Annotated in this window: 7 protein-coding genes; 3 read left to right on the top strand and 4 right to left on the bottom strand. The window is 72.0% G+C overall.

From position 1 onward, the window contains the following. Positions 1 to 7 precede the first annotated feature (7 nt). From ACWPXV_RS06005 to ACWPXV_RS05995, 3 genes are all read left to right on the top strand, one after another. Positions 8 to 865 carry a sugar phosphate isomerase/epimerase family protein gene (locus ACWPXV_RS06005; RefSeq protein ID WP_454084377.1) on the top strand — a complete coding sequence of 286 codons (858 nt, stop codon included), beginning with the start codon at positions 8 to 10 and terminating at the stop codon, positions 863 to 865. A gap of 82 nt (positions 866 to 947) precedes the next feature. Beyond that, on the top strand, positions 948 to 8,792 hold the full coding sequence (locus tag ACWPXV_RS06000; protein WP_454084376.1) for a ThuA domain-containing protein: 7,845 nt from the start codon (positions 948 to 950) through the stop codon (positions 8,790 to 8,792). Between the two features lie 103 nt (positions 8,793 to 8,895). Then, positions 8,896 to 9,438, top strand: coding sequence for a pyridoxamine 5'-phosphate oxidase family protein (locus tag ACWPXV_RS05995; RefSeq protein ID WP_454084375.1), 543 nt, complete (start codon positions 8,896 to 8,898; stop codon positions 9,436 to 9,438). On the opposite strand, the gene ACWPXV_RS05990 is transcribed toward ACWPXV_RS05995, so the two are convergent. The 4 genes from ACWPXV_RS05990 to ACWPXV_RS05975 form a co-directional block, all read right to left on the bottom strand. Then, the gene (locus ACWPXV_RS05990) at positions 9,428 to 10,099 is read right to left on the bottom strand and encodes an SIMPL domain-containing protein (RefSeq protein ID WP_454084374.1); all 672 of its coding nucleotides are present in this window, start codon (positions 10,097 to 10,099) and stop codon (positions 9,428 to 9,430) included. The two genes, ACWPXV_RS05995 and ACWPXV_RS05990, sit on opposite strands and share 11 nt — an antisense overlap. Positions 10,100 to 10,145: 46 nt before the next feature. Beyond that, positions 10,146 to 10,334: a hypothetical protein gene (locus ACWPXV_RS05985; protein WP_454084373.1), complete on the bottom strand. Its 189-nt coding sequence runs from the start codon at positions 10,332 to 10,334 to the stop codon at positions 10,146 to 10,148. After that, entirely contained in the window at positions 10,334 to 11,596 is a 1,263-nt protein-coding gene (locus ACWPXV_RS05980) for an FtsX-like permease family protein (protein ID WP_454084372.1), read from the bottom strand. Before ACWPXV_RS05980 ends, ACWPXV_RS05985 begins: the two co-directional genes overlap by 1 nt. 121 nt (positions 11,597 to 11,717) lie before the next feature. Next, positions 11,718 to 12,446, bottom strand: coding sequence for an ABC transporter ATP-binding protein (locus tag ACWPXV_RS05975; protein WP_454084371.1), 729 nt, complete (start codon positions 12,444 to 12,446; stop codon positions 11,718 to 11,720). Between the last annotated feature and the right edge of the window lie 83 nt (positions 12,447 to 12,529).

Here is a 12,529-nt window from a genome sequence, read left to right as displayed (position 1 = left end):
ATGGACGATGACGTCTCGCCAGATCGGCGTGAACACCTGGGTGTGGACCTCCCCGCTCACCGACGAGTCCCTGCGCCGCCTCGCGCCGCAGGTCAAGGACTGGGGCTTCGACCTCATCGAGCTCCCGGTCGAGCACCTGGGCGACTGGGACCCGGCCGCCGCCGCGACACTGCTCGCGGACCTCGGCCTCGGCGCGACCGTCACCCTCGTCATGGGTGAGGGCAGCGAGCTCGTCGCCACCGACGACGCGACCGTGCGCCGCACCCAGGACTACCTCAGGGGCGTCATCGACGCCGCGCACACCGTCGGCTCCCCGGTCATCGCCGGGCCCGCCTACGCCTCCGTGGGGCGCACGTGGCGGATGAACGACGACGAGCGGCGCCGCTGCTACGCCGAGCTCGCCGAGAACCTCGCCCCCGTGGCCGAGCACGGCGTGCAGGCCGGGGTGCGGATCGCCGTCGAGCCCCTCAACAGGTACGAGACCTCGCTGATCAACACGGTCGACCAGGCGCTGGAGGCGCTCGCCCCGGTGCCCGACGTCGGCATCCTCCTCGACGTCTACCACCTCAACATCGAGGAGCGGGACGTGCCCGCCGCGATCCGCCGAGCCGGCTCCCGCATCGCCCACGTCCAGGTGTGCGCGAACGACCGCGGCGCTCCCGGCGCCGACCACCTGCCCTGGCGCGACATCCTCACCGCGCTCGACGACGTCGGCTACGCGGGCCCGCTGTGCATCGAGTCCTTCACGGCCGAGAACGCGACCATCGCGACGGCCGCGTCCATCTGGCGGCCCCTCGCCGTCACGCAGGACGCCATCGCCGTCGACGGTCTGGCCCACCTGAGGGGGTTGATGCCGACGGACTGACGGGGGGAGGGACCGCGCGACGCGACGCGGCGGGCGGGAACGAAGCACACAGTTTGTTCGACAACAACGGAGGAAAACCTTCATGAGCACCTCACGTCCCGCTTGGGGACGGATGGTGGCGTCGGTGTCCGTCAGTGCCCTGGGCTTGTCCCTGCTCGCCGCACTGCCCGCAGCCGCCGCCACAGATCCGGGCCCCGAGGTCATCGACACACGGGAGGGCGACCGGGCGAACGTCCTCGTCTTCACCGAGACCGCGGCCTGGCGCCACGGCGACACCATCGACCAGGGCACCCCGCTCCTCATGGACTCCTTCGAGGAGGCCGGCATCGGCTCGGTGTGGACCGAGGACTCCTCGATCTTCACGGACGAAGCCCTCGCGGAGTTCGACGCCCTCGTCATGTTCCAGACCTCCGGCGACCCGTGGACGGCGGAGGAGAAGGAGGCCCTGGAGGGCTACCAGCAGGCGGGGGGTGGCATCGTCGCCATCCACAACGCCACCGACATGCGCGGCGACTACGAGTGGTGGGACGAGCTCGTCGGCGCGCTCATGCCCGGCCACGCCGCGACCGGCACCGACCCGGGCCTGCCCGGCACCGTGCGCGTGGAGGACCACTCCCACCCCTCGACCGACGAGCTGCCCCAGCGCTGGGAGCGCTCGGACGAGTGGTACAACTACTCCGCCAACGTCCGCGGCGAGGCCCACGTGCTCGCCACGATGGACGAGTCGACCTATGAGCCCGGCGGCAACGCCATGGGCTACGACCACCCGATCTCGTGGTGCAAGCTCTACGACGGCGGCCGTGCCTGGGTGACCGGCATGGGCCACTTCCCCTCCCACTTCGAGGAGCCCGAGCTGCTCGGCCACATCCTCGGTGGCGTCGAGTGGGCCGCCGGCCTGGCCGAGGGTGACTGCGGCGGCACGAACTGGGACATGTACGAGCGGGTCGCGCTCGACCAGAACACCTCCGCCCCCTTCGGCATGGACATCGCCGACGACGGCCGCGTCCTCTTCACCGAGCTCGTCCGTGGGCAGGTGCGCGTCTACGACCCCGAGACGCACACGACGACGACGGCGCTCGAGCTGGACGTCTACTCCGGCGGTGAGGACGGGCTGCTCGGCATCGCGCTGGCCCCGGACTTCACCGAGAGCGGCCACCTCTACCTGTACTACTCGCCCGCCAGCGAGGACGACACCGACCCCGCGAACTTCTTCAGCCAGCTCTCCCGGTTCACCATGGACCACGAGACGGGCATCATCGAGCCGGACAGCGAGCGCGTCATCCTCGAGGTCCCGGCCCGCCGCCTGCCGGACGAGCCGGGCCACACGGGCGGCGTCGTCGAGATCGACGCGGACGGCAACCTCTACCTCGGCGTCGGTGACGACGTGAACCCGCACTCCGAGCCCTCGGGCGGCTACGCGCCGCTCTCCGAGCGCGACGGCCAGTTCCACGACGCCCGGGCGACCTCCGCCAACAGCAACGACCTGCGCGGCAAGATCCTGCGGATCACGCCGCTGGAGGACATTGCCGCCGACGCGGAGCCGGGGATCGGCAGCACGTACGCGATCCCCGAGGGCAACATGTTCGACGAGTCCGAGGACACCGAGGACAAGACGCTGCCCGAGATCTACGCGATGGGCTTCCGCAACCCCTTCCAGTTCGCCATCGACGAGGAGACCGGCAACCTCTCCCTGGCCGACTACTCCCCGGACAACGGCAACGACAACCCCAACCGCGGGCCGGCAGGCATCGCGGAGTGGATGCTCGTCGAGGAGCCCGGCTTCTACGGCTGGCCGCTGTGCATGGGCGACAACGAGCCCTTCCGGGACGTCGACTACACGACCAACCCGGTGACCGTGGGTGACTACTTCGACTGCGAGAACCCGGTCAACGACTCGATCCACAACACCGGCCTCACCGAGCTGCCCGCCGTCGTCGCACCCGACATGTGGTACGGCTACCAGCGCAGCTCCCACCCCGAGGTCATCAACCAGGGCGGCGGCCTGGCCCCCATGGGCGGCCCCTTCTACCACTACGACCCCGAGCTCGACTCCGACACGAAGTTCCCGCCGGCCTTCGACGGCCAGCCCTTCTTCTTCGAGTGGGCCCGCAACAAGATGTACTCCCTGCTCCTCACCGAGGACGGGACGGGTCTGGAGAAGGTCAACCAGTTCCTGCCCTCCGAGCCCTTCATGGCGCCGATCGAGGCGAAGTTCGGGCCCGACGGCTCGATGTACGTCCTCGACTGGGGCGGCGGCTTCGGCCGGCACAACCCCGACTCGGGCCTGCACCGGATCGACTACGTCTCCGGGTCCCGCTCGCCGTCCGCCGTCGCGACGGCGACCCCGGACAGCGGCCAGGCACCGCTCGAGGTGACCTTCGACGGGTCCGGCAGCAGCGACCCGGAGAACGAGGAGCTCACCTACGCGTGGGACTTCGACGGTGACGGCGAGACCGACTCCACCGAGGAGAGCCCCACGACCACGTACACCGAGAACGGCGTCTACGACGCCCGCCTCACGGTGACCGACCCCCACGGCAAGACGGGGACGACCACCGTGCCCGTCACGGTGGGCAACACCCGCCCGGAGATCAGCTTCAACCTTCCGCCCGACGGCGCCTTCTTCAACTTCGGCGACGAGATCAGCTGGGACATCGAGGCCTCTGACGCCGAGGAGGAGATCGCCGACGAGGACATCATCGTCCAGCCGGCCCTCGGCCACGACGCGCACTCTCACCCGGCCGAGCCCTACAGCGGCCGCACCGGGACCGTGGCGACGAGCCTGGGCGGTGGGCACAGCGACGACATGAACGTCTTCTACGTGCTCGACGCCCGCTACACCGACTCCGGCGGCGAGGACGGCGTGCCCAGCCTCACCGGGCAGGACACCTCCCTGCTCTTCGGCAAGATCCGCGAGGCGGAGTTCTTCACCGGGTCCGACGGCGTCACGGCGGCGGCCTCCCGCGACATCGAGGGCCACGGCACCTCGATCAGCGGGCAGGACGGCGCCTGGGCCTCCTACGACCCGATCAACCTCGTCAACATCGACCGCCTGCTCCTGCGGGTCGCCTCGGCGACCGGTGGGGACATCGAGCTGCGGATGGACGCACCGGACGGCGAGCTGCTCGCCACGGCGGAGGTCCCCTCCACCGGTGGCCTGTCCCGCTACACGGACGTCGCCGTCGAGGTGACCGACCCGGGGGAGACCTTCGAGCTGTACGTCGTCTTCGTCGGTGAGGGCGAGCGCAGGCTCAACTTCATCGAGGCCGACGGCAAGGGCGTGTCCCCGACGACGACCCCGCGCGTCGCCGTCACCGCACCCACCGGCTCCGTCGAGCCCGGTGAGATCACCGTGACGGCGGACGCGACCGACGCGGAGAACGAGATCACCCAGGTCGAGTTCTTCGTCGGTGACGAGTCCATCGGCGTCGACGACGAGGCGCCCTACAGCGTCACGTGGGAGGTCACCGAGGAGTCGGTGTACCAGCTCACCGCCGTCGCCACCAACGACAACGGGGTGTCCACGACGTCCCGCATCGTGCCGGTGACCGTCGGGGAGCCCTTCGGCGACTTCAGCCAGTTCACCAACGCCCGCGGCGAGTTCTCCCGCGGTGAGGACGGCTCCTTCGTCATCACCTCGGGCGGCGCGAACATGTGGAACGCGGCGGACGAGTACAGCTCGCTGTACCTGCCCGCCGGTGCCGACGAGGACTGGTCCGCCACGGTCAAGGTCGTCAGCCAGGGCAACTCCCACGGGAGCGCCAAGGCCGGCCTCATCGTCCGCAACGACATCACCGCACCGGGACAGTCGGCCGGCTACGCCGCGCTCGGCATCCGTCCCAGCGGCGGCTTCGAGTGGCTGCGGTCCACGAACGGCAACGGCCAGCTCAACGCGTCCACGGCCGCCGGCTCCACCGCCTACCCGGCGTGGATGCGCATCGTGCGCGACGGCGACCAGTACACGGCCTTCCACAGCACCGACGGGGAGGACTTCGCGCAGATCGGCCAGCCGGTCACGCTGCCCGGGGCCGCCTCGGTGCAGGACCTGGGCCTGTTCGTCACCGCCCACCACGCGACGGCGACGAGCGAGGTCGTGTTCAGCGACTTCGTCTTCGACGACGACCCGGTCGTCCCCGGCCCTGACCCGGACCCCGAGCCGGGACCGGGACCGGTGTGCCCGGTGTCGATGAGCGACGAGTTCGACGGCGACGACCTCAGCGCCCAGCGCTGGACGACCGTCCGCGGTGACGTCTCCGTCGCCGACGGCGCGCTGCACCTGCCGGTCACCACCGGTGACATCGACGGCGCCAACACGGGCCCGATCAGCTTCGTCGGCCAGCCGGTGCCCTCGGGCGAGTGGCAGGTCGACACGCAGGTCACCCTGTCCCACGAGCGGCACTGGCAGTACAGCGGCCTCATGCTGCACTCCGGGGACGACGACTACACCAAGCTGACGTTCACCCGCAGCGACAACGGCAGCCGCTTCCTCGAGTTCTGGACCGAGGCCGGCGGGTCGCGGACCCAGAACGCCGCCAACGTCACCCTCCCGGCCGACGCCCCGGCGTCCGTCCACCTGCGCCTGAGCAGCGACGGCGAGAACGTGACCGCGGCGTACTCGCTCGACGGCGAGGACTTCACCACGCTCGACGGCTCCGCGACCCTCGACCCCGAGGCCGTCGTGGGTGTCGTCGCCGCCGGTGACACCGGCGCGGGTGGCGGCGTCGCCGTCGTCGACCACGTCCGGGTCACGCCGGACCGCGAGGACGACGGCGAGCGCGAGCCGAGCGACGAGTTCGAGGGCGACGCCCTCGACGGCTGCCGCTGGGACGCGACGGTCCGCTACAACGAGGAGAACGTCTCCGTCGCCGACGGGGAGCTCCACATCGTCACCGCCCCCGGTGACATCAACAACGACAACCCCGACTCGCCGGAGAACTTCATCCTGCAGTCGGCACCCGAGGGTGGCTGGACGGTCGAGACGCGCGTCCACGCGCCGCTCCTCCACCGGTGGCAGTACGCGGGCCTGCTCGCCTACGGCGACGACGACGAGTACGTCAAGCTCGACGTCGTGGCCCGCAACGCGCCCGGATCGGCGCTCGACCTGGGCGCCGAGCTGGTCTCCGAGGTCGACGGCTCCTTCGGGGCCGGCGGCAACCGCTCGGTCGACCTGGCCGCCGAGCCCGAGGGCGACTACTGGCACCTGCGGATGACCCGCACCGGAGACAGCTACGCCGGCTGGGTGAGCGAGGACGGGGAGAGCTGGACCCCCCTCGGTGACCCGGTGACCCACGCCGGTGACCTCTCCGCCGTCGGCCTCGTCGCCATCGGCCCGGAGCAGACCGAGCCGACCACCGTGAGCTTCGACTGGTTCCGGGTGACCGGCGGCGACGTCGAGCCGCCGGTCGATGAGGACGCTCCGACCGTCGAGGGCAACGTGCTCGGCAGGTCGATCGGTGAGTTCACACCGATGGGCCACGGCGCTGGGACCACGCTCGACATCGGCGGCACGGCCACGTTCGAGAAGACCGCGAGCGGCACCGCCGTGAGCGTCCGTGTCACCGGTCTGCTGCCCGGCCAGGAGTACGCCTCGCACCTGCACGACGGCTCGTGCATGGACCACGGGGGGCACTACATGCACGACCCCGCGGGCCCGGCGCGGCCGCCGAACGAGATCTGGGCGTCCTCGAGCAACGACCCCGAGGGCAACCTCCGGCCGAACCGCAACGGCACCGCCGTCGGGTCCGGCGCAGCGACCTGGATCGCTCGCCAGGAGCCGCTGTCGATCATGGTCCACGACTCCGAGCCGCCCGGGCTGCCCATCGCCTGCGCGGAGTTCGCGGCCTACGAGGCACCTGCCTCCCTGGTCGTGTCGGCCGACGACGGCGCGGGCTCGGGCGTCGAGACGCTCGAGTACGCGCTCGACGGCGGGGAGTGGCTCGCCTACGAGGGTGCGGTCGCGGTCAGCGAGCCGGGCGAGCACACGGCGGCCTTCCGGGCCACCGACGCGGCCGGCAACACGAGCGAGGTCCACGAGATCGAGTTCACGGTCGCCGGTGAGGTCGCCGAGCCGACGGAGGTCACTCCGCAGGCCGTGAGCTTCGCCGACGAGGACGGCACCGAGGACGACACGTACACGGTCCCCGCGGTCGAGGGCGTCGAGTACGTCGTCGACGGCGAGGTCGTCCCCGCCGGCACCCACCCGGGCTCCGGCACCGTCACGGTGACGGCGCGGGCGGTCGAGGGCTACGTGCTCGCCGACGGCGCCAGCACGGAGTGGGAGTACACGTTCTCCACCGAGGGTGGCGAGCCGGAGCCCCCGGCCTGCGAGCCGGGAGAGGTCGAGGAGGGCTACCGCGCCCTGTTCGACGGGACCGCCGAGAGCCTGGACGCGTGGCGGATGGCGGGCCCCGGCAGCTTCGAGCTGCAGGAGGACTGCTCGATGCTCAGCGTCGGCGGCATGGGGCTGCTCTGGTACCCCGAGGAGCTGGGGTCCTACAGCCTCAAGCTCGACTGGATGATGGACGGGGACGACAACTCGGGCGTCTTCGTCGGGTTCCCCGACCCGGGCAACGATCCGTGGGTGGCCGTCAACGAGGGCTACGAGATCCAGATCGACGCGACGGACGAGGACGACCGCACCACCGGTGCGATCTACACCTTCCAGAGCGCCGACCTCGAGGCCCGCGACGAGGCACTCAACCCGCCGGGGGAGTGGAACTCCTACGAGATCGTCGTCGAGGGGCAGAACATCAAGGTGTTCCTCAACGAGGTGCTGATCAACGACTTCGACAGCACCCACCCCGACCGTGACCTCACGTCCGGCTTCATCGGGCTGCAGAACCACGGCAACGGCGACGACGTCTCCTTCCGCAACGTCCGCGTCGCGGACCTCGACGACACCGACCCCGAGCCCGTGGAGGTGACGCCTGCGGCGGTGACGTTCTCCGACGAGGACGGCACGGCGGAGGACACGTTCACGGTCCCCGCGGTCGAGGGCGTGGAGTACGTCCTCGACGGCGAGGTCGTCGACGCGGGGACCCACCCGGGCACCGGCACGGTCACCGTGACCGCCCGGGCGCTGGAGGGCTTCGTGCTCGTTGACGGTGCCACGGCGGAGTGGGAGCACACCTTCTCCACCGAGGGCGGGGACCCGGGCCCGGACCCCGAGCCGCAGCCGGACCGGCGGACGGCGGAGTTCCACCTGTCGAACTCGTGGCGGGGCTCCGCGGACGTGCACTTCATGTACGGCCGCTGGGTCGACGAGGTCCTGATCGGTGACTGGGACGGGGACGGGGTGGACACGATCGCGGTCCGCCGCGGCAACGTGTTCCACGTGTCCAACGCCCAGCAGGGCGGGGACGCCGATGTGGTCCTCACCTACGGCCGGCCCGGTGACACGATCCTCGTGGGTGACTGGGACGGGGACGGCACGGACACCTTCGCGGTGCGCCGTGGCAACGAGTACCACGTGAAGAACTCCCTGCGCGGCGGTGACGCCGACTCGGTGTTCCGCTACGGCCGGGAGGCCGACACGGTGCTCGTGGGTGACTGGGACGGCAACGGGACGGACACCTTCGCGGTGCGCCGGGCCGCGACGTACCACGTGAAGAACTCCCTGCGTGGCGGGGACGCCGACACGGTGTTCACCTACGGCCGCGCCGCCGACGTCACCCTCGCGGGTGACTGGGACGGCAACGGGACCGACACGCTGGCGATCCAGCGGGGCCGGGTCTTCCACGTGAACAACTCCCTGCGTGGCGGGGACGCGGACCGCGTGCTGACCTTCGGTCGCGTGGGCGACGAGGTGCACGTGGGTGACTGGGACGGCAACGGGACCGACACCCTCGGTATCCGCCGCGCCGTCGGCCAGGCACCGGCGCCGGCAGCGGCCGCCAAGGAGGTGACCGGCACCGCCAAGGTCGCCTGACCCACCTTCTCTAGAGCGCCGACAGCCGGATTCCTCCCGCGGGAGGGTCCGGCTGTCGGCGCTCTCAGGGGCGGCGCCCGGGTGACCTGGCACACTGCGCGTCATGCGGCAGTACCCGAGCATCTCCGAGAAGCACCGGTCCTTCATCGAGCGCCAGCACATGTACTTCGTCGGCACGGCGGCGCGCGACGGGCGGGTCAACGTCTCCCCCAAGGGCCTGGACTCCCTGCGGGTCCTCGGCCCCGACCGGGTCATCTGGCTCAACGGGACGGGGAGCGGGAACGAGACCGCGGCCCACATCCTCGACACGCCGCGGATGACCCTCATGTTCTGCTCCTTCGAGGGCAAGCCGCTCATCATGCGGCTCTACGGCACCGCCCGCGCCATCCACGCGGGCGACCCGGACTGGGAGGAGGTACTCGCCCACTTCCCGCCGATGAGCGGCGCCCGCAACGTCTTTGAGCTCGCGGTGGACCTCGTCCAGACCTCGTGCGGCTTCGGGGTGCCGCTCTACGAGTACGTCGAGCAGCGCGACCTCATGCCGGCCTGGGCGGACAGCCGCGGCCCCGACGCGGTCCGCGACTACCAGCAGCAGAAGAACCGCGTGAGCATCGACGGCCTGCCGACCGGGCTGCCTACGGGCTGACCGCGACGAACCGGGCGTCGACCTGTGCCGTGATCTCGATGTCCTCCGGGACGAGCTGCAGGGTGTCACCCGCCGGGGCGGCCATGGCCCGCGCGAACGGTGCGCCGCCGTCGTCGATCGGGTGGAGCCCGTCTCCGAGCATGCCGGCGTCGGCGAGCGCGACGGCACGGACGCCGTCGAGCCCGAGCGCCGCGGCGTAGGCGCCGGCCTTCGCCCGGGCCTCCTCCACCGCCCCGGACCGGGCGCGGTGCTCGAGCTCCTGCCTGCGCGCGGCGGTCAGGGCCCACTCCACCCGGTCGACGCCAAACCCCGGCACCGTGGCCGCCTCGGACAGCCAGCGGCTCAGCCTGGTGAAGTCGCGGAACTTCACGCGCAGCTCGGTGCGGGCGTGATGGACGAGCGGTAGCTGCTTGCCCTCCGTGTTCCACGGACGCTGGGCCCAGGTGCGGACGTCCTGTGCGGACCACCAGGTCACCGGCCCGTGCGCGGGGTCGTGGAGTGCCGTGACGCTCGTGTGCAGCCGGCTCGCCTGCTCGACGACGGCGGCGTACACGCGGTCCGCGTCCGGGCCCTCGAGACCGACCCGCGCGTGGACGGTGGCCCGCTCGGCCGGGTGGAACATGCGGCTCGAGCCGCGGACGGTGATCTCGACGTCGCTCACGGCTCGCACGCTACCCCGGCGAGGGCCGGTGCAGGGCGCCGGGCTGTCACCCGCCGAGCTGGTCACCCGTCACGCGGGAGAACACCCACTCGTGGACGTCCTGCCACACCGCACCCAGGCCCAGGGCGGCGCCGGCGGCGACCACCGCGCAGCCGAGGACGAAGAGCGCCAGCAGCACCAGCGCGCGCCGCAGCCGGACCTCGGCCTCCTCGAGCGGGACGGGGACGGGGACCATCACGACCTCCCCTCGGCCAGGACGCCGCGGAGCACGGTCCGGGACGTCGTGACCCCGAGCCGGACGAGCAGCACGCCACCGACGATGCTCGCCGCGGTGATGAGGACCGAGACGGGCGCGGTGACGACGGCGATCCCGACGAGCGGGAGGACGAGCGTGCCCGAGGCGGCCACCGCGATGACCGTGACGACGACGAGAGGCTTCATCACCGTGCGGCGCTGGGCCGCGACCATCGTCGCCTCCGGCATCCCGAGCCGGTCCAGGCTGCGGTAGAGCTCGGCGCGGTCGAGGACCTCGGCGGCCTGGGTGACGCCGGCGGACACGGCGACCATGAGGAAGGTGGCGACGAGCGTGATGACGATGCCCGTCTGGACGTCCACGAGGAGCATCTGGTCATCCCGGCTGCTCATGTCGGCGCTCACGCCCATGACCGCGACGCCGCTGCCGGCCACGACCGCGACGAAGCACGCCATGACGACGCCGCTGACCTGCCGCCACACCGCCTTGGGCGACTGCGCCATGCTGCGGGCGGCCAGCAGCTGCGCCGGCGTGTGCGCCCGCCGCAGCTGGCGGCGCGCGAGCCGCGCGACCACCCACGGGCCGAGCAGGTTGAGCACCGCGAGCACGCCCCCGAAGCCCCCGAGGAGGACGGCCATCATGACGGCGAGGTCCGCGTAGCTGCCCTGCATCGCGACGGCGGCGGCGCCGATGACGACGACGCTGACGGCGGCCCGCACCCACCCGATCGTGGGGGCGTCGGTCCGGCGCCGGACCCCGAGCGGGGAGATGCTCACCTGCCGCAGGCCGACGACGGCGCTCACGGCGGCGAGGAGCACGACGGCGAGGACCGCGAGGGCGACGAGCCACGGTGCCAGCCAGAAGGCGCTGCCGATCGGCTCACCGCGGAAGTGGATGAGCTGGACGAAGGGAGCGAGGACGACGTACCCGACAACACCGGCGAGCGCGCCGATCAGCGCGACGGTCGCCGCCTCGAGCACGGTCATCCTGGCGACCGTCGCCGTCGTCGCCCCGAGGAGGCGCAGCGTGGCGAGGCGGTCGTCGCGGCGTCGGGCCGAGAGCCGCGCCGCGGCGCCACCGAGGGAGGCGAGCGGGACGACGAGCAGGACGACGGCGAGGGCCGCGAAGAGCTGGTAGGAGAGCGCGTAGCTGTCGTCCCACTGGCGGAAGGACAGGGCGCCGGCGAGGACGACGAGAAGGAGCGTCGTCGTCGCTGCGAAGGCGACGACCGGCAGGAGCAGCACCGCCGACCGCGCTGCCCCGACGGGCGAGGAGCAGGCCGACCGGGAGCACCACTCCGGCGCGCTGCCGGGCGGCGGCGGGGAGGAGCCTGCGTGGGCGCGGGGGACGGGCCCGTCACGGTGCTCATGAGCGGGAGTCCCCGACGACGCGCCCGTCCCGCAGCCGCAGGACACGGGAGCACTGCGCGGCGACCGTCTCGTCGTGGGTGACGACGACGAGGGTGCGTCCGGCACCGGTCGTGGCGTGGAGCAGGGCCTGCATGACCTCGCGGGAGGTGTCGCTGTCCAGGGCGCCGGTGGGCTCGTCCGCGAAGACGACCTCCGCGCCGGTCACCTGCGCCCGGGCGATCGCGACGCGCTGGGCCTGACCACCGGACAGCTGGCCGATGCGGCGGTCCTCCATCCCGGCCAGGCCGAGGTACTGCAGCCAGACGGCGGCGTGGTGCTCGGCCGCCGGCCGCCCGACCCCCTGGAGCATGAGCGCCATCGCGACGTTCTCCACGGCGGTGAGCTCGGGGATGAGCAGCCCCTCCTGGAAGACGAAGCCCAGGCGCTCGCGGCGCAGCCTGGAGCGCTCGGCGTCGGACATGGTGCTGATGACGACGGGGCCGTGGCTCGTGGAGAGCAGGACCTGGCCGCTGCTCGGCCGCACGATCCCGGCGAGGCAGTGGAGCAGGGTCGTCTTGCCGGAGCCGGAGGCTCCCATGACGGCGACCGACTCCCCGGCCCGGAGGTCGACGTCGACACCGGCCAGCGCCGTCGTCATCCCGTAGGTCTTGGTGAGCCCGCGGGTGCTGAGGACCGGCACCGCGGTGGTGGTGGATGGTGGCGGGGCGGGGGCGTGGGCTGTCATGGCTCCAGCGTCCGGCCGCGACCCCCCGCGACGCGTCGGGCGGTGGACTGATCCCGCGCCGTCGCCGTCCCCTCCCGGGTGGA

The organism is Georgenia sp. Marseille-Q6866, assembly GCF_965111665.1.
This window is presented reverse-complemented; position numbering and strand designations above follow the sequence as displayed.